This window comes from Microcystis sp. Msp_OC_L_20101000_S702 (assembly GCF_007095705.1).
In the GTDB taxonomy this organism is placed as follows: domain Bacteria; phylum Cyanobacteriota; class Cyanobacteriia; order Cyanobacteriales; family Microcystaceae; genus Microcystis; species Microcystis ichthyoblabe_A.
Map to the genome: position 1 here is coordinate 1 of NZ_SFBO01000188.1, position 18588 is coordinate 18588.

The window sequence follows — 18588 nt, forward strand, 5'->3', positions numbered from 1 at the left end:
AGCGTTAGATTTATTGGGAGTTTCCCTGATTTGTACCCAGTAACGGGGCGGCGGAAATTCTCTTAATCCCTTCTACAGCACAGGTTATGGCCTTTTGTCAACGGGGAAGTCCAGTTATATGTCAATTTCTCTAATTCACAATTACCCACAAAAAAAGAGACCCTTGCGGTTCTCCTGTTGTAATACCTTCAATTAACGCTTAGTTTTTGTCTGCCTAGGCGCGGCGGCGCTTGAAGCCAGCCCCCAGAGCGACGACGGCCCCCAGACCAACGAGGGCAGAGGGTTCCGGGGTTTGAGCGGGAGGAGCGGCATCGCACTTAAACCCACAGCTTCAATCAATGTGCATGGTGCGTTCCCCAAAAATCGATCGCTGGAGCAGTAGGAGCCACATTAGGGAACGCACCCTACGGCTGCGTTGTTAGACCGCGCCTCACCGAATCTCTTCTAGCACTGGCTCATAAGGCTTCAATCTTGACCTTACCGCCCTCAATGTTATCGACCTGCAACCGATATCTGTAAAGCAGCGCCATTCCTAGTAGAGGCTCTGTTTCTGATTCTGCAATATCAATCTCTTGGTACTGCCCATCCCATATCACAGTCCCAGTGTACAGATCAAAATAAGTTTCACTGCCATCACCCAGCGTGACAAAATCAGAACCACTCCAAGGTAAATTTAATGTAGCGATGATTGTAGAGGGCAAAGATAAAAATCCATTGAACCCGGTATCAATCACCGCGTCAACCGCTTGCAGTTGCCGATTTGAGTTTCCGACTACAATCCTTAGCGTGGCTTCACGCCGCAAATTGACAACACCTTCCATCATGGATTTTTCTTCAAACTCCGTGCCCCGAAATGATAAACGGCGCGGTGTCCGATACGAATGATCCAAGGTTGGGCATCGGGGTGACGTTCAAAGAGTCGATTAGTTGCAGGCACAACGTTTTCATCGACTTCAAACTCTCCAGTTTCAATGTCGATCGCTACAATCTTACCTTCATTACCGGCTTCGACTTGCTGCCGAATGCCAGATTCGTAGAGTTTTTGCCCTCGCTCGGCTAACTCATCTTTGGGATAACGCCGTTGACGAACTGCCATAGGGTTGACCTCAACTCAGTATTTTGCCTTAATTATACTCTGATTTATTCTAACGAAGTGCTCCCGCTCTACTACTGATGAGCCGCCTCATCGGAAGCCCCCCAGTGGTGCACTTCAAATTTGAATCGGCGCTTCAATCAATGTGCATGGTGCGTTCCCCCAAAAATCTATTAGTGGAGCAGTAGGAGTCGCCTTAGGGAACGCACCCTACAAAATCGGCGTGCTGCTACGCAGTGCCTTCGGCATCGCACTATAAATCATCAATCGTTACCAACCCACCTTCCGTAAACTGAATCACAAGTTCATGGCTATCTAATAAAGCAGTTCCAACCAGGGGTCGCCGCCCTGTGGCAAATACACGAGTTTCTCGCTCCTCACCATTCCAGATAATAATTGCTTTGTGAAGAGGCAGCATTACTTGGCTGTTGTCTGCTAAATTCGCACGCATATCGTACCTGAAAGGAAGATTCAGTAATGCTACTGCTTCGGGTGGTAAACAAAGCTCATCTGTAAATCCTGTATCTACTACAAACTCAATCGGAAAGTCAGCGCGATTTGGAATCCGAAATGGGATAGTGATAAGCGGGTGTCCATTAGCCACAATACCTGAAATCACTTAACTACACGCTCCATAACACCCCCACCAAAAGCGGCAGCAACGTTGTAGCCAATTTTGATCCCAAAGAGCCGAGCATGGGGGTGTTTCTCGCTCAATAAGTCAGCAGCGTGTAAGCCATTTTCATCAACTTTGTAGTCACCTGTTTCAATGTCAATGATAACCATCTTGCCAATGTTTTCTTCAACTTCCACCTCTTGGCGGATTCTGCTTTCGTACAGTTTCTCTGCACGTTGAGCAACTTCTTCACGGCTTAAAAGGATTGCTTGCATATACTAACTCCTGATTACGATTTGACTTCTGGAGACCCCTCTATAATATCTCACAGGTCTGTAGGATGAGCTAATGCCCATCCTACTACGTCTCTACAAGATCAGCGATCTGCTACCCAGTGCCTTCCGCATCGCACTTTAACCCACGGCTGCAATCAATGTGCATGGTGCGTTCCCCAAAAATCGATCGGTGGAGCAGTAGGAGCCACATTAGGGAAAGCATCCTACAAGATCGGCGATCGTACTCGATTATTTAACCAACGCTTCAATGATTTTTGACTTTCCCCTGATGGTTGGCCAAGAATCAAGTTTTTAGTGCTAATGTCTTCATCTAGTTGATTCCAATGGATTCCACTGCCACCAGCGAGCAAGCGATAATCATTGCGCTCCTCAATTGAGCCATGCAGGAGCCGAGGATACCATGCCAAGGGAACAGATATAGTGCGCCCATCAGACAAATCTACACTGAGTGTGTCATCTGTGATGGCCAATTGCTGAATTGCCAATGTTTCAAATACTTCATTCGTTAAAAAAGTCATTCCAGCCTGCTAGTAATTGTTCTTGGTTTTCTTGAACAAGTTTTTGAATGCGGTTAATTTCGGTGCGGTTAAATCCTTGGTTACTCTGAAGACGAACCGGCTGAAGCCAGAATTTAGCGATCTCTCGATCTCGTTCAACATGGATGTGAGGTGGCTCATGGCGATCGCCTGCGTAGCAAAAGAATCGATATGGGCCAACGGTCAACAGCGTGGGCATTCAAAAGTTTTGCTCTAAATATCTCAAACATAGCTGAATGCCTCGCTGACTGTCAATCTGTGAATATGCTCATGTAGGCCAAAGGCTATTTAAGGTTAAGAACAATACAAGATTAGCGTTCACAGTTTAGTTCCGAAGGTGTTGGATTTCTTTTCGTCAACCCAAGCTACAAGATCAGCGATCTGCTACGCAGTGCCTTCGACATCGCATTTAAACCCACAGCTGCAATCAATGTGCATGGTGCGTTCCCCAAAAATCGATCGCTGGAGCAGTAGGAGCCACATTAGGGAACGCACCCTACAAGATCGGCGATCACACTGGAGCAGTAGGAGTCACATTAGGGAACGCACCCTACAAGATATGCGATCGCACTTGCTAACGACAGATTCTTTCTCTAAATGATATACGAATTTCATTCAAAAGCTCCTCATATTCATGTTTATATCGCCGATTACGGTCAATTTGTTCTTCTGCTATATCTGGGACTACAAACCGCAGATCTCCTTCTGAACGTATCTCTAAAAGTCGAATTTTTCCGAGTCTAAATTCACCAAATATTTTTAAAATATTTTTAAGTTTTTCATAGTCTATTTCATCAAAAAAGATTGCGCTTTCTTCAACTTTTTCGAGCGTTGCTCTTAGTTGGCTAGAAAAAGTCAAAACATTCTCATGAGTTGCTTGTTTCCACAAATCATTTCCAGCCAAACGTAATAGCTGAAGTATTCTCCACATATCCCAATATGATCGAAACTTGGCTGTAGCATAATCATTTAACTGTGGAGATGAAATATTTAGCTGATTTCGGAAATACTCAAGTTGCTCTCCTAATGGTACTGAGCCATTGAAGATTGCTATGTTACCACCAGCGCTCAATGCTCTTGCGTCTATCACTCCTGCTCCTCCTGCTTCTGATGAACCGCTTTTATTTGTGGGGGGCTGATTGAAATGGCTATTTGAGCTTGTAAGTGAGATGTCACCTCTGGCTCTAATATCTTCTGCATCAATACCTTGTCCAGTTCTCTCATCTGCCATAAATCGCCCTTTTCGGCTTCTTATACCTTTAGCTTTGATGCCACCTTTCTGCTCTGAAGCGTTTGTATTTCCTGTCTTGAGACTTAGCCAATACCCAATTAACAGACCAAAAACCGCGAATGCGATCATCCATAAAATCATTTGATCATTAAATTTTTCACCAATAGTTCGTTGCTGAATAGCCGCTGCAATCAAATTGAAAATGACATTGACGATAGCACCAACAAAAAGACCAAGAACTGGGTATATGTACTTTCTTTGCATAAACCAATATCGCAACTTTCAAAAGCGTGTTAGCCAGATTAGCTTACTGCAAACAATCTCTTTTTAAGGAGACTTATCACAGAAGCTTTCTAGAAATCTAGCAAAGATTCTTATATCTGGCTGTACTTTGTCACAGAATTTCACTATTATTTCGGGTAAGGTATGGTAAATCCCTTGATAAATTCAATCGGGACTAACTTCTGTGAAAACCGCTATAGATCTCCTGCAAAAATCAAAAATCTTCCCTTAAGTGAGGAGAATCCGAGACAGGAGGAGAAAAAAGACAGGAGAATTTAGTACAAATGCTCTGCTCTCCCTGCTCTGGCGCTCCCTAGCTTACCAGAGGTCGATTGCGACGACAATTATCGCAATGACCACAGCGAAAATTATCGGCATTTTCCTGAAAACCAAAAGCATTTAAGAGAAAGTGCCAACGACAGCGACGGGTATAGAGGTAGGGAAACATCTCATTTTTGGGTTTAAAAGTCATCTTGGCGGAATTATGGCGATAAATAAGCCGATAATGAAAAGGATCGAGCCATTCTAGGCGATCGAGACTGTGTAAAAGGGAGAGAATGAGCGCACCATCGGGAAATTCGGCACTAATCGCCTCTACTTTGCCCTCTAGGGGAATTTGGGCTAAAATTTGCCAAGCTTGTCGGTATTGGCGTTCCTGTTGGGAGTTAAAGAATTTTTGCTGGTTTTTATCGCTATTATCTAACCATCCCGTCGGTTCACTAATTAAGGTGAGAGCCTGCATTTTACCCCCATCGCGACCACCGCGGCCGATTTCCTGTAGGTATTCCGATAGTAAAGCTGGGGGTTGGTAGTGGACAACCCAACGCACATCGGGTTTATTGATACCCATGCCAAAAGCTGAGGTACAGACAACAAAAGTTAAATCCCCCCGCAGCCAATTTTGTTCTATTTCCCGACGCTGAAAGGGGGATAAACCGGCATGATAGGCACTGGTGCGATAGTGGAGAGATTGCAACCATGCCGCTAAATTTTCACTATGGCGACGGGAACGAGTATAGATCAGGCCGGATTGTCGAGGTTGACCGGTGAGGAAGTTTAATAGTTGATGACGACGACAACCGGGGCTAATACATATTTTGGTGCTTAAGTCAAGGTTTTGACGGTAAGGATTTATTAAGAAAAGTTGTGGTTTTTCTAGTTGTAAGATGCGGGTGAGCGTCTCACGGGTAGCGGGGTTAGCGGTGGCGGTAAAAGCAGCGATCGCTATTTGGCTGCCGTCCGGTTTTGATTGCAGCAGAGCGGGACGGACAGCACCGAGACGACGGTAGGCAGGACGAAAATTATCGCCCCACTGGGTTAAACAATGGGCCTCGTCGAGGATAAGAGCGTTAATTTTAACGTGGGGAAGGGTTAATTTTGACCAGAGGGGCGGACTTAAGAGGGTTTCTGGGGAAAGATAGAGAAGTCGCAGGGTTTGATCTGCGATCGCTGCTAAGGTTTTCTTTCTCTGTTGTCGGGGGATTTCGTTATGAATCAGGGCGACGGGTAGTTTTTTGGCTAATAATTCCTCCACCTGATTTTCCATCAGGGCAACTAAGGGGGAAATCACTAGGGTTAAGCCGGTTTTTAATAAAGCGGGCAATTGAAAACAGATAGATTTACCAAATCCCGTGGGCATGACAATTAGGGCATCCTTTGCCGCTAAAATTGTCTCGATAATCTCCTGTTGGGGAAAGCGAAAGCTATCATAGCCCCAAATTTTTTCAAAAATAGTCCGGATGCTTTCGGTATTGTGGGAAGACATGGGTTAACTGCTGGGGTGTGGGGTGTGGGGTGTGGGGGAGTTGAGCGGTTTTGACTATCCCGGACGGGTAACAATTTTTCCCATAATTGAATTTTTTTGGCACTTCTTTAATAATCTGTTACACTTATAGCGATCAATCCTTGTCTGGGGAATTACTGATGACTGAACCTGTTAGCACCACTGACCCCGCAGTAGAAACCGCCACGGAAGCGCAACCCAGTTACGTCAAGCTGGCGATGCGGAATATGGTCAAGAAAAAAGGCGTCTCGTTAAAACACTTTTTTTTGACTACAGCAGCCCTATTAGGCTTTTTTGTCGGTATTTCCTATCTGACGCGTCCCTAGGGTGAAATCTGGTGAGTGAGACTTTACCCCTAGGGGTGGATTTGTGCCTACAGGATAATTATTTTGATCCCGGAAATAGTCCTGTGGATGGGGAAACTTGGCACTATTGGTTGGAGACATGGTTAGGCTATCTATCGGATTATCTCCCCCTTGCCGCCGGTTATGAACTAAGTTTGCGTTTAACAGACGATCGAGAAATTCAGACCTATAATTGCCAATATCGCCACAAAGATCAACCGACGGATGTTCTCGCTTTTGCCACTCTGGAAGTGGATTTACCAGTGGATGAGGGCATTTTAGAGACAGAACCTTTATATTTGGGGGATATTATCATCTCTGTGGAGACAGCACAACAACAGGCTTTAACACAAAATCATTCTTTGGTGCGAGAATTGGCCTGGTTAACTGCCCACGCTTGTTTACATCTTTTGGGTTGGGACCATCCCGATGAAACAAGTCTGTTAGAAATGCTATCTTTACAGGAAACTTTGTTAAAAACCGTCGAAATGCCGATACATAGTTAGTTATTTTTGTCAAGCATTATTGAGGAATATGAAGACAAACTATCATCAAGCCAACCAATCTACCAGCCTATCTAATCCCTATCTCAACAATAATTTTATCCCTCGATCGGGACAGGTGAGTGAGGGTAACAATCCCAGTCAAAGAGAATACGCTTGGCAAGTCGCCTCGAATCTGTTAGTCAGTTTTCGCTACGCTTGGGCCGGAGTCCGTTATGCTTTTGTTAGTCAAAGAAATTTTCGCATTCACACCCTGATGACCCTAGTAGCGATTAGTTGGGGCTTATTTTTGCGGGTTAATGCCATGGAAATGGCGATTGTCACCCTTACCTGCGCTCTGGTGATGGTCTTAGAATTAATTAACACTGCCCTAGAATCAGTGGTAGATCTGACGGTGGGGCAATCCTACCATGATTTAGCCAAAATAGCGAAAGATTGTGCCGCTGGTGCCGTTTTAATCGCCTCGATCGCCGCTTTACTCGTAGCGGCTTTTATTTTTATTCCCCATTTATTAGGTTAAGCGGGAAACTTTTTTCAGTGTTGCCAAAGGCACGGCGTAGCCGTCCAGTAAACGGTAAACTGAAAACTCAAATCTGATCACTGATCATATGTACTGATTTTAAAACGCTTAGGGAAAAATTAAGTACAAATGCTCTGAATTTCTCTCCCTGCTGCCAACTCCAGCACTCCGGTGCAGTCTTTAGATAGGATTTGCGGCAAAAAGTACGGGCGAAGCATTCGGATAGAAAATCTCCGGTTTCAGCGATAGGTTATTGCCCGAATGCTTCGCCCCTACAGGACACGGGCCGATGAAGATGCAAGGTTTTGAACCACGATTCTCTCAAAATCTTGCACCTGTTTCGCAAGAAAAGCCCCAAAACCCTTACCTTGCCTACATTTCACATTTATTCAGCAAACTCTAGATAGTCAACAGCTTAACTGATCACTGATAACTGATAACTGATCACTGATTTGACATAAGGGGACTCGACAGCTTTTAGCCGATGAATTTAACTTTTCTTAACCTAAGCCTAAACTGGCGAGGGGAGAGGGTTTCGCTATATATAAAAAATTGTCATCCTCGATACAGCAAAAAATCTCTTTTGTCCCCTTATAGGTTAGAGTATAGTTATTGATAAGACTTTTTTGTAGATCTTGCAGGAAATCTCCCATGAGTGCCATAACTTTCTCCACCGCTCCCACCGCTTACTCTATCAGGATGATTAAGGACGAAGTCCGTCAGATGGTAGAACAGGGGGTAGTGAGCAGACACCAACCGATCTACACCCTCTGTCAGTTCATTCCCCCTCGGGAGTGGGTTTGTGTTGAATGTGAACTAGAACGGTGTGACTACCTTCTCAGGGATCAAATTGGTGACTTAATCGCCTCGGAATCTTGGGATAATGACTAAACTCCCGTTTGCCGATCTGGGTAAAAATCGGACCAATCAGAAATTTATCAGCCTTGTCCACTCTATATAACTATTATAATTCAGCCCTAGTCATTTCTGGGGCTGAAACTATGGGGAGAGAGGGGGATAATTGTTAAGAAACAAGAATTTTTGGCAAGATTTAGCCAAGTTAGTTTAAAAGTTGCCGATTGCCAAGGGACGCTATCTCTAACATCCCCAAGTTTTCCCTAACTTAAAATCAGTAGTTGGCGCTGTTGTAAAGAACGCACACCAGTTAATCCTAAACCAACTTGAGCATCGATTGCTCCCACGGTTAAACGACCATCGCAAGCTTGTAGAAAATCAAATTCTCTCTCCGAGAGATTAACCGGCCGATAATCGTAATCTAGAACACTTGCACTAGGCCAACCATAAAGACAGGGATGAACTTCGGCCACTGCATTCTCTAGGACTTGATCCCGGGACCAATCGGCAGTCAGAATCGGTGGTTTAGCGAGGAAAAATTCATAGTGGGTGATTTCCGGATCTAATAATTCCGTCAAGCGATAACGTTCCCTTTCCCCTAAATTTTGCGCTCTAGCCATCAATTCGGGGGATTTACCCAATAAACGCTCTAATTGCCAGTAGGAAGGGTTAGAAAAGCCAATAAAGGCTAATCCTGACGCATCAATCAGTTCAAAGAGGGTATCGATATTGTAGTCCACTTCCCGGGGGTGAACGTACATATCAGCGAAGGATTCATCGCGATGATTTTCCATTGACCAACGCTCTTTTTCCCGTTTCAAAATGCGATTATTTTCTGGTAGAGAGGCAAAAATCTCTCGGCCGACAGCGACCCCATCTTTATAATCCCCGCGCCGGTCTCCTTGCAAAAGTGCGATCGCAGATTGCATTAACTGGATTTCCCAGCGTCCCAATTGTGCATAGACGAAAATATGCAGCAGACCACCGGGGGCCAGTTTTTGCGCGAGGGATTGAATCCCTTTAATCGGGTCTGGGAGATGGTGCAGCACCCCGACGCAGTTAATTAAATCAAATTCTCCGGGGAGATTAGTGGCGGATTCAAGGGGTAAATGGTGAAAATCCAGAGAACCTCGGTGTTTTGGTGCGACTCCCGAACGATTACAGCGTTCTTTGGCAATTTCTAGAGCTTTTTCACTGATATCTATCGCGACTATATTAGCAAAAGGGTTGAGCGCGAGCAGATATTCGGTTCCCGCACCAGTACCACAACCCGCATCGAGAATGCGGATATCCTCTCGTTCAGGTTTACGATGAGAACAAAAGTTATAGGCAGCAATCCAATTCCAGCGCCAATTGTAACCCGGAGGAGGTTCGTCTAGGAGCGGTTCGGGGGGGAAAGGATAGGTATTGTAGAGACGTTGTACAGCAGTGCGAATAGTAGCGTCGTCGGACATGAAAATTGGCAGAGTTTAGGATAACACTCGATCGATTGTCTCACAGACGGCAGCGATCGGGAAAGTCAGCCGGGGTTTTTTTAGTTGGTTGGGAGTAAATGATAAATAATCATTATGACTATCCAGTTCTGTGCCAAAACTAGATATTATTTCTTTGGTCGATATTTTTTTCTATTCCTTGTCCTACTGTCTCTTAACCCTATCTAAGTTTTACTGGCAATTATTCGAGAGTCATTCTCTAGCAATTATCTCAAATATAAGCAAATCTTGCCGATACAAAAATCCATGAAAATTAAGTCTATAAAGCTTATTAATTATCGAGGTGTAGTTAGTTTAAACATCGACTTTCATCGGCAATTAAACGTATTTATAGGAGTTAATGGTGCGGGAAAATCCACGATTTTAGACAGTTTGGCGATTATGCTTTCATGGTTAGTTAATCGCCTAAAAAATACTAATGCCAGTGGACGAAAGATTAGCGAAACCGAGATTAATAATGGTAAGGGGACGGCTATAATTGAAATCACTGGGGCGACGGAAGATAGTCAAGAGATTACTTGGAAAATAGTAAAAACTAGGACTGGATATAGCCACGCTGGGGAAGGGAGTAATTTTAGCCAATTAAATGAATACACTCAACAAATACAACGACAAATTACTGAGCATCAAGGACAAATTAACTTACCTTTATTTGTTTATTATTCTGTTAATCGAGCCGTGCTAGATATACCCTTAAAAATTAAAACAAAACATCAATTTGATTCTCTAAGTGCCTACGAAAATGCTTTAACCAGTGGATCAGATTTTCGCACTTTTTTTGAATGGTTTCGCGAGCGAGAAGATTTAGAAAATGAAAATAGAAAATATCAGTATGATCTAATTAAACCAGAAGGTTTTTGTTTTCCTGATCCCCAATTGGAAGCAGTTTGGGAAACGATCGAACGTTTTCTACCCGATTTTAGTAATCTTAGCGTCCGTCGTAATCCCTTGAGAATGGAAGTAACAAAAAAGAATAAAATAGTTACTGTTAATCAACTTTCTGATGGAGAAAAATGTCTGATTGCTATGCTTGGAGATTTAGCTCGAAGAATGGCAATTGCTAATCCTCAAAATCCTGATCCCTTAACGGGTACTGGCGTTATTATCATTGACGAAATTGACTTACATTTACATCCTCAATGGCAAAGATTTGTAGTACCTAAATTACTAGAAGTTTTTCCTAACTGTCAATTTTTTATTTCCACCCATTCTCCTAATATTATCACTCATGTTCAGCCAGAAAGTTTACACTTCATGGAACAAACAGAAATGGGAATAAAATTTCATCCCGTGCAAGAGTCCTACGGCAAAAATGTTGATCGAATTTTAGAAGATTTGATGGGATTAGAGACAACTCGTCCCAAGGAAATCCCTGAAGCTTTGAAAGATATCTATGAACAAATATCTCAAAATCAATTAGAGGCAGCTAAAAATAAAATCAATTATCTCAGAGCTAAAATTCAAGATGATCCAGAATTAATTAAAGCTGAAGTTATTATTCGACGCAAGGAAATTATCGGAAAATGAAGTATATTAGAAAAAGACAAGAACCACCAGAGTTTAAGGATTGGAAAGAGCAAGCTAACTCAGATTGGCAGCCCGACTTTAAAAATTTAGCAGGAAAACCAAAAGAAATACTAATTAAAGCGTTGATGACAGAACAGGGGGAAATATGTTGTTATTGTGAAAGTCGATTGGTTGATGGTAAATGCCATATAGAACATTTTAAACCTCAGAGTGATCCCACTTTAGTCATTATCTCTAGATAGACCTTAACTAACTCTTTCTCTATTTTGTCAGGATGATAACCATTATCTAGAAGAATAGTCGTCTTAGGCAGTTCCGACGGTTTTAACTTGAAATAGTCAATACCTCGAGTTAACAACTCAATCAATCCTTGCACATCAGAAAGCAATAAGCTCACTGGCATTTTTAGCTTTGATGGAGGCAGATTAGCATCTGGTGGAGAAGATCAAATCATCTGTTTGTGGAATCTACGCTACCCCAAAGAGAATCCAGTTGTTCTTGAAAAACATGAGGGCAAAGTATCATCACTTTTGAGGATAAATCGGCAAATTTGGCAAATGATAGGCTATTTGCTCATTATTTTGTCTAATTGTTTTCCGATTTTACGCCTGCTAATCCCCAACCCTGCACCATCTTAGCCAATTTAGGGATAGTTCACCAGACACTCTCATTTTAGATGTAGCCGCACCGTGGTATCGCAGCCTTACCTTTGTATTTTGAATGAATCATAATACAATCTTGGATGAAGTATAATACAGAACAACGACATGACCGATGTGACTGTTTCCCAACTGGCGATCACCGTCCGCGCCCCTTTTAATAATATCGTTGCCCCACTACCCTATGTTATCTTTAAAAGGTCAGATAATCTGTCTGAACAAAATTGATTTATGCCTGCTCTAGAAAATGCCCATGCTCTTATTGTGGGCATCGCTAATTATCAAAAAATCAATCCTCTGCCTGCCACTGTCCTCAAAGATGCTCAGGACATCTATAATTTGCTGGTCAGTCCGAATTATGGGGGCTATGTGCCGGACAATGTGCAGTTACTGTTAGATAGTCAGGCAACACAAGCAAATCTGCGAGAGGCTTTGAGTTCTATCGCTCAGAAGAGCGATGTCGATTCTAGCGTAGTGATCTACATTTCTAGTCACGGTGGACAAGTGGATTTTGGTCCTCATGCGGGGGAATACCTGTTACCTGTGGATGCGGACTGTACTTCTGGAACTTCACTGGCAGAAACTGCGATCGCGGGGACTGATTTTACCGAAGCCTTACGCGCCATCCCCGCCCGGAAATTGGTGGTTATCTTCGATTGCTGCCATGCGAGGGGAATTGGTCAACCCGAACACCCTGGTCATAGAGTCCTTCCACACAGTCAATGCCACTGGCTACTTGTCCTCCCCTGAACAGTTACTATAATTTAAAATCATTTCAGATTTTATTGGGCATCTGTAATCATAAACCTCTATCGGAGAAAACATTTTAATGTTGGAAACATCATCAGCTACATCAACAGCCCGTAGTCGTCGTGCACAAGAAGTTCAAAAACTTGTTGAGAATAACCAAATGGATTTAGCAACTAAACGATTAATGGATTTTGTTGGCGATTTCGGAACAAATCAGGTTTCTAAACCGGATGCTACTGATATTCGGCGTAGGTTCGTGGCTATGAGAGATGACAAACGTCGGTTTCCTGAAAAAGATTTCGGAGAGCAAGAAACAAAATTAGTATATAGTATTTTAGAGTTAATTGAATCAATCTTAGAGTATTCCGAGCTTCCTAAACTAATTGCTATAAGTACAAGAAATAGTAATTACAACTCCCTAGATAATGTATCTGATGCTAGTCAAGAAATAGGTGAAAACCAGGAACTCGATAGCTCTCTCACATCCGATGAAACAACTAATTTTCGAGAAACTCCACTTGAAAGAGCCAAGAGGCTTTCTCGGGAACAAAAAAAGGACTCTTCTTCTATAACATTACAGCCTTCCGATGCCAATGTTGTGTTTTTGGGAGAAGATATTACCAAAACTTATAGGGGTAAATCCGGTCAGTTTACTCTCTCTATCCCCAAAGTTGAATTAAAATTAGAAGAAATCACTGCTATCGTTGGTGAAAATGGTAACGGTAAAACCACCTTACTCAAAATTATTACTGGTAATTTGCGAAAAACGGGTGGTCAAATTAGATATCCTGCTTTGGATAAAGATAACAAACAAGATTTATATAAAATAAAACAGCAAATTGCTTATATTCCTCAAGAATTATCAGAATGGGAAGGTCTATTAGCCGATAACTTGCATTTCTCAGCCGCAATTCATGGAATCAAAGGCAAAACGAATGAAGAGGAGGTAGATTTTATTATTAGCCGTTTGGGGCTCGATAAATATCGAGATTACACTTGGAAAGAAATTTCTGGGGGGTTTAAGATGCGGTTTGCTTTAGCTAAAGCTCTAGTCTGGAATCCAAAACTTCTGATTTTAGATGAACCTTTGGCAAACCTTGATATTAACACTCAGTTGCTTTTTTTACAAGATTTAAGATATTTAGCTGATTCTTTGATGGCTCCTAAATCAATCATTTTAAGTTCTCAAAATATTTATGATGTTGAAAATATTGCTGACAATATTATTTTTATTAAAGATGGCCAAGCTTTATACAATGGGAACGTGCAAGTCTTTGCGGAGCAGAGGAGGGAAAATACCTTCGAGTTGGGCTGTCAGCTATCTAAAGAAAAATTAACAGATCTACTGCAAGAAATTGATTATTATGGAATAGATATGGTTGGTCATCATCAATTTCTTGTTGATACGCCCAGAAATGTTACTAGCAGAGACATTCTAAATCTTTTTGCTAATCAGCAAAATATATCTCTCAGTTATTTTAGGGATATTAGTAAATCAACTCGCAAATTATTTAAAAAAGAAAAATGAACATTCCTAATTTTCTTCGCATTTTAACTAATCCCAAACAATTACAAAAAATAGATCGCTATTTATTGTTGAATTATCCTCGATTTTGGGTAACAAAAGTTCATTATTGTATTTATTATGGATTATTAGTTAATCTTATTCTTAATTTATTCGTATTTTTAACTATTAATCCAAAAATAATTGATGAATTTATCCAATATTTTATTGTCTTGATAATGTTTGTTGAAGCAGGTATCTTTATTTTTTGGATTGTTAAACAATCGCTATATAACGTTGAAAAAGAATATGGAAATACATCTTCTGGAATAGGACTACTGGAGATAATTATTTATACTTTATGTGCAGTTATTATTACTTCTAGTTCTTTAACAATGACGGCAACCGCAATGTATAGAACTGCTAGTTTGGTTAGGATGGAAACGTCAACTGAATGCAGTGAAGTTGAAGTTAGTCATTTTCAAACACCGTATAAAGATGAGGGTCAGGTGTGTCGGAGTATGAAAGACTTCTTGGATGGATCTAGTAACTATAATTACTTTTTGCCTTACGAGATTCATTGGTTTTTTCACACAATATTTCTGATGCTAGGAATATTCTTATTGGTTATCCGAAAATATAGCAATTGGGCGACTATGGGATGGATTGGGCTTTATGTACTAGCCTTGATAATTGCAACGATATTTTTGGGAATAGTTTTATCTAGTTTAAGCCAAAATGAATTATCTTGGCTAATAATATTAATCTTGTTGAATATAGTATTATTTTTTCAATCCACTAGCTTAACAATGCGAAGAAGATTTGATAATTTCCAATTTATTAGTTTTGCGATTTTACCAATTGCATTAGGGGTATTAATCTCTTCTATTGTATTTGGCTCGGCCAATAGTAGTTTCAGAACCAATACTATAGCACTAATAATGTTTTTTGTTTTTTATATTTTTATATTTCCTTTGTACAAATTAATTTTGAATCGAACTTTAGCCCTTCCCAAAGAATAAAGTATGTCTATTACTCTCAACAATATCAAAGATATAATTGAACAAGGTGATTTCAGAAATGCTAGTCAACAATTACTAGAATTTGTCACCCAATACTCTCCTCGCTTCAAAAATGAAGTCATTGGATATAAAGCTAGGCTACAACAAGCTTTCTTTAACGAAAACAGAGGAATTATTAGCCATGAAGAAATTCAACGTCAGAAAAACAGCATAATGTATGCTATGCTAGAGCTAATTGAAATCCTAGAAGAAGAAATTGGGACGCGCTCTAATCAAGAGTCATCGAAAATCTTACCCCAAGAAACCCAAAGCCTGATCTCCCATTCTAATATCCATCAACTTATTATTCAACAATCCCAAACTGGAGACAACGTTGCGGAGAAAACCATGAGTAAAGAAAAAATCATTAAAATTGGTGATAATGCTAATATTTCTGCTCCCATTGTTATAGCAGATAGCATTCAGGAAAGCTTTAACACCTTAGCAAAAGCTGATGTCAATAACGATCTAAAAACACAATTAGATCAACTACTTAAAACCATCAATGAAATCAGTAAACAAGCCACACCCGAACAAATAGATACCACCCAAAAAATGGCTCAAGACGCTGAAACTTTAGTCAAAGAAGCCGCAAGCTCTAACCCTCGTCGTCCCTGGTACGAACTCAGTTTAGACGGATTAAAAGAAGCAGCAACAAGCATTGGAGAAATAGCTACTCCTGTCCTAAAAATTATCAAAGAAATCGGTCCATTGCTACTATCATAAAGGTGATCGATGTAGCTTATGGCAAGCTCAATCAACCTGAAGAAGCATAAAAATTTCTGTCCCAAGCTTTCAATCTTGCGGCCAATACTTGGTGATACAAATCTAAAAACTGGAGTTTTAGTTAGTGCGATCGCATAACTCACCCCCGTAAACCACCGCAGTCGCCACCCTGCACCAGAAACCTCTCGCTCCCAGCTCAAAGGACGAGCCGAAGGTGCGGGAGCGAGATGGGGTATGCTCAAGATGCCCTTTGCCATGACTGACGTACCCGACTGCTGTGCTACCAATTGAGTCATTTCTGCGATCGCCCCTTCCATCTCCGCCAGCAGAGGAGCATCCTGCGTCAACTCAGAAGGCTGAATCTGATTGATTTGCCTTTCCCAAGCCAGAATTTTCGATTCCCAGTTAGCTTTCTCTTCCGAGGGAAGTTGGGCTAACAAATTCTGTAACTGCTTTCCTAATGCTTGAACTTGCAGGAAGCGATTGATTTGTCCAGCCAATTCATCCAGGCGATCGCGCAATTTATCCGGCCCTTCCAACTCAGAAGCTTCAGCACTGACAACTTCCATTTCCTGGCGCACCATCTGCACATAAGGAATATTGGGGTTTAAATCTTGCAATCGCTGATTTAGTTCCTGCCAATATGCCAGTTGATTGAGCCAATCAGTGCGTCCTTTAATCCACTTCGCCCAAACTTGTTCCGCTTGCTCAATCCCACTTTGCGCTGCCTCTAATTGATCTCCCTGAAGCCCAACTTTCACATCATACAAATAAGCCTCAATTTGCCCTTGAAACGAAGGTGCTTTAACCAATTCTTTATCCTCCTGCATTTCCCCACGCAGGCGACCAACCCGCACTAAAATTTCATCTCGCGGCTGACCCTGAGAACGATAGGTAGAAACAGCAATTCCCATGCCAGTTCCAACGAAGAGAACAGCCAGTGGTAACAGCCCAAAATCCTTCACTTTGACAATAATCGGAACAAGCTGCTGTCCCCCTTGATAGCTGAGTTGTAGCTGACTGGAAAATTCTCCGCTAGGGGCTTCTTTTAAGTCAAAACAGACAGGGAGAATTGCTTCATTAGACTTTTCTAGACTAGCAGCAATTCTTTCAATACCTGAAGCTTGACATCGGTTTTGTGGCTGTTTGGGCGACATTTCTGGAATCTGGACTGCTGCTGGCGGTAATATTTGAGTTCCATCAGAGCTATTAAGATCGGGAGGAATCAGCTGCATTGCTTCAATAGGCTGGGGAGTCTTCACAAATAAACGTCGAGTTGCGATCGCTCCTTTCATCCCCACGATATCAATTTGAGTGGGTGCGATCATAACATCTGTCTGCTGGGCTAAAACCGGCGTTGGGGTCAACACCAGAACCAGCATGAGATATCTAAGAAAAATTCCCCGGAAATTCATAGTCACCAACCTTGTAACCGACTTTCTGCCAGTTCCCATTCCTACTGCAATTCTACTCTAATGGGACTTAAACAAATTTGAATGCCAAACAAAGCCGAAACTGGCTTTACTCGATTCTACCCTTGGGGTTGTGCTTTTAAAATTGTGAATACCAAGTACATTTGCTACATTTTAAAACTATCTTAACCTTAAGATTACTTTAATATTTCTTGGTTGTATCGAGAATAAAATCAATCTGTTGTTTCATTTTTATTTGAAGGAATTCTACCAAATTATGCCCGATTTTGCCACAGAATCGAAGGATACAGTAAAGGAAGCTACTACCTTCGTCAATTTAGGGATAGTTCACCAGGCACTCTCATTTTAGATGTAGCCGCCCCGTAGCATCGCAGCCTTGTCTTTGTATTCTAAATGAAGCATAATACAATCTTGGATGAATTATAATACAGGACAAGGACATGACCGATGTGACTGTTTCTCAACTGGCGATCGCCATTATCGGCGGTGGTTTCAGTGGTTCTCTCGTCCTAACCTGTTCCCTTGGTTAACGATCGCCAAAAATGTCGAGTTTGGGCCAAAAATGAAAGGAGTGAGCGATCGGGAACGAAAACAAAGGGTATCCGCCACTTTGGAGATGGTGGGACTCTCGGAAGCGGCGAATTTCTTCCCCTATCAGCTTTCCGGAGGGATGCAACAACGATCAGCGATCGCCCGTACCCTAGCCGCCGAACCAGCGATTATTCTCATGGACGAACCTTTTGGCGCACTCGATGCGCTCACCCGCGAATCGATCCAAACCCATCTCAGAGGCATTTGGCAGAGAACAGGGAAAACGATCTTTTTCATCACCCATGACGTGGAAGAGACTCTCTTACTCGCCACCCGCATCGTTGTCCTCCACGCTCGTCCCAGTCGCGTGGTTAAGGATATCGTCAATCCTTTCGCCCACCGTGACCACGAGGTAACCCCGGCTTCTTTGCGGCTATCCCGAGAATTCCTAGAGATGCGACAGAATTTGGTGGATAGTATTCGCAGCGACGAGATATAGTCACTTGATCCCTTTAGGGATTTCAATTTCTCGCTCTATTGTTTAATCATTACAGTTTATAAGTAAGTAGTTATAATTAAATTGAAGATAGATTTTGCGTCTGATCCCCCCTGCCCCCCTTGATAAGGGGGGTGCTGATGGGCGGGGGGATCCCCCCTGTCCCCCTTGATAAGGGGGGTGCCTGAGAACTTTTAACACCTACCTACTTAATCACTTGGTAATGATTTGGTAGTAGTGGCGTAGCTCTCTTGCTTACCTGGTATGAATTGTGTAAAATATTTATTAATAAAAATAATTGGAACCCGATCAGTCTTTAAACCTCTAGCTTGATCATGACTTTTCTGAT

General features: G+C 42.1%; 22 protein-coding genes. 11 read left to right on the top strand and 11 right to left on the bottom strand.

Features of this window, described 5'->3' with window-relative positions; translation table 11 throughout:
• Positions 1–214 precede the first annotated feature (214 nt).
• The 9 genes from EWV60_RS19570 to EWV60_RS19610 form a co-directional block, all read right to left on the bottom strand.
• On the bottom strand, positions 215–265 hold the full coding sequence (locus tag EWV60_RS19570; protein WP_230400958.1) for a hypothetical protein: 51 nt from the start codon (positions 263–265) through the stop codon (positions 215–217).
• Between the two features lie 190 nt (positions 266–455).
• Positions 456–824, bottom strand: coding sequence for a hypothetical protein (locus EWV60_RS19575; RefSeq protein ID WP_002752923.1), 369 nt, complete (start codon positions 822–824; stop codon positions 456–458).
• Positions 821–1096: a hypothetical protein gene (locus tag EWV60_RS19580; RefSeq protein ID WP_002752924.1), complete on the bottom strand. Its 276-nt coding sequence runs from the start codon at positions 1094–1096 to the stop codon at positions 821–823. The genes EWV60_RS19575 and EWV60_RS19580 overlap by 4 nt, the downstream gene beginning before the upstream one ends.
• A gap of 250 nt (positions 1097–1346) precedes the next feature.
• Entirely contained in the window at positions 1347–1697 is a 351-nt protein-coding gene (locus EWV60_RS19585) for a clan AA aspartic protease (protein WP_223210736.1), read from the bottom strand.
• Positions 1698–1708: 11 nt separating this feature from the next.
• A complete protein-coding gene (locus EWV60_RS19590; RefSeq protein WP_002739245.1) occupies positions 1709–1984 on the bottom strand; it encodes a hypothetical protein in 276 nt (91 codons plus the stop codon).
• A 224-nt stretch (positions 1985–2208) separates the two neighbouring features.
• Positions 2209–2523: a DUF2442 domain-containing protein gene (locus EWV60_RS19595; RefSeq protein WP_002752929.1), complete on the bottom strand. Its 315-nt coding sequence runs from the start codon at positions 2521–2523 to the stop codon at positions 2209–2211.
• Positions 2504–2728: a DUF4160 domain-containing protein gene (locus EWV60_RS19600; RefSeq protein ID WP_256094027.1), complete on the bottom strand. Its 225-nt coding sequence runs from the start codon at positions 2726–2728 to the stop codon at positions 2504–2506. The genes EWV60_RS19595 and EWV60_RS19600 overlap by 20 nt, the downstream gene beginning before the upstream one ends.
• Positions 2729–3115: 387 nt before the next feature.
• Positions 3116–4036, bottom strand: coding sequence for a hypothetical protein (locus tag EWV60_RS19605; protein WP_287234152.1), 921 nt, complete (start codon positions 4034–4036; stop codon positions 3116–3118).
• A 331-nt stretch (positions 4037–4367) separates the two neighbouring features.
• Positions 4368–5819, bottom strand: a complete 1452-nt coding sequence (locus tag EWV60_RS19610) for a RecQ family ATP-dependent DNA helicase (protein WP_287234154.1) — start codon at positions 5817–5819, stop codon at positions 4368–4370.
• 158 nt (positions 5820–5977) lie between these two features.
• Here EWV60_RS19610 and EWV60_RS19615 point away from each other — a divergent pair, with 158 nt between their 5' ends.
• The 3 genes from EWV60_RS19615 to EWV60_RS19625 are packed head-to-tail and all read left to right on the top strand — an operon-like array spanning position 5978 to position 7204.
• Positions 5978–6163 (top strand): DUF3285 domain-containing protein, encoded by a 186-nt coding sequence (locus EWV60_RS19615; RefSeq protein ID WP_002752941.1) that lies wholly within the window; start codon positions 5978–5980, stop codon positions 6161–6163.
• 11 nt (positions 6164–6174) lie between these two features.
• Positions 6175–6687 (top strand): rRNA maturation RNase YbeY, encoded by a 513-nt coding sequence (gene ybeY / locus EWV60_RS19620; protein WP_287234156.1) that lies wholly within the window; start codon positions 6175–6177, stop codon positions 6685–6687.
• Between the two features lie 28 nt (positions 6688–6715).
• Positions 6716–7204 carry a diacylglycerol kinase gene (locus EWV60_RS19625; protein ID WP_002752945.1) on the top strand — a complete coding sequence of 163 codons (489 nt, stop codon included), beginning with the start codon at positions 6716–6718 and terminating at the stop codon, positions 7202–7204.
• A 500-nt stretch (positions 7205–7704) separates the two neighbouring features.
• Here the strand turns inward: EWV60_RS19625 and EWV60_RS19630 are convergent, their stop codons facing one another.
• Positions 7705–7866, bottom strand: a complete 162-nt coding sequence (locus tag EWV60_RS19630; RefSeq protein ID WP_002752946.1) for a hypothetical protein — start codon at positions 7864–7866, stop codon at positions 7705–7707.
• Here EWV60_RS19630 and EWV60_RS19635 point away from each other — a divergent pair.
• Positions 7856–8095 (top strand): DUF4327 family protein, encoded by a 240-nt coding sequence (locus EWV60_RS19635; RefSeq protein WP_002738935.1) that lies wholly within the window; start codon positions 7856–7858, stop codon positions 8093–8095. The two genes, EWV60_RS19630 and EWV60_RS19635, sit on opposite strands and share 11 nt — an antisense overlap.
• A gap of 227 nt (positions 8096–8322) precedes the next feature.
• Here the strand turns inward: EWV60_RS19635 and EWV60_RS19640 are convergent, their stop codons facing one another.
• Positions 8323–9513 (bottom strand): class I SAM-dependent methyltransferase, encoded by a 1191-nt coding sequence (locus EWV60_RS19640; protein ID WP_287234167.1) that lies wholly within the window; start codon positions 9511–9513, stop codon positions 8323–8325.
• A gap of 285 nt (positions 9514–9798) precedes the next feature.
• Between EWV60_RS19640 and EWV60_RS19645 the strand changes: the two genes are divergently transcribed.
• The 7 genes from EWV60_RS19645 to EWV60_RS19675 all read left to right on the top strand — a co-directional run bounded on the left by EWV60_RS19645 (position 9799) and on the right by EWV60_RS19675 (position 18242).
• Positions 9799–11079 carry an AAA family ATPase gene (locus EWV60_RS19645; protein WP_287234169.1) on the top strand — a complete coding sequence of 427 codons (1281 nt, stop codon included), beginning with the start codon at positions 9799–9801 and terminating at the stop codon, positions 11077–11079.
• Positions 11076–11321 carry an HNH endonuclease family protein gene (locus EWV60_RS19650; protein WP_287234171.1) on the top strand — a complete coding sequence of 82 codons (246 nt, stop codon included), beginning with the start codon at positions 11076–11078 and terminating at the stop codon, positions 11319–11321. The genes EWV60_RS19645 and EWV60_RS19650 overlap by 4 nt, the downstream gene beginning before the upstream one ends.
• A gap of 648 nt (positions 11322–11969) precedes the next feature.
• Positions 11970–12488, top strand: a complete 519-nt coding sequence (locus tag EWV60_RS19655) for a caspase family protein (protein WP_287234173.1) — start codon at positions 11970–11972, stop codon at positions 12486–12488.
• Between the two features lie 79 nt (positions 12489–12567).
• Positions 12568–14016, top strand: a complete 1449-nt coding sequence (locus EWV60_RS19660) for an ABC transporter ATP-binding protein (RefSeq protein ID WP_287234175.1) — start codon at positions 12568–12570, stop codon at positions 14014–14016.
• Positions 14013–15014 carry a hypothetical protein gene (locus EWV60_RS19665; protein WP_287234177.1) on the top strand — a complete coding sequence of 334 codons (1002 nt, stop codon included), beginning with the start codon at positions 14013–14015 and terminating at the stop codon, positions 15012–15014. Before EWV60_RS19660 ends, EWV60_RS19665 begins: the two co-directional genes overlap by 4 nt.
• 3 nt (positions 15015–15017) lie before the next feature.
• Positions 15018–15779 carry a hypothetical protein gene (locus EWV60_RS19670; RefSeq protein ID WP_287234179.1) on the top strand — a complete coding sequence of 254 codons (762 nt, stop codon included), beginning with the start codon at positions 15018–15020 and terminating at the stop codon, positions 15777–15779.
• A 1848-nt stretch (positions 15780–17627) separates the two neighbouring features.
• Positions 17628–18242: an ABC transporter ATP-binding protein gene (locus tag EWV60_RS19675; RefSeq protein WP_287234181.1), complete on the top strand. Its 615-nt coding sequence runs from the start codon at positions 17628–17630 to the stop codon at positions 18240–18242.
• The last annotated feature ends 346 nt before the right edge of the window (positions 18243–18588 follow it).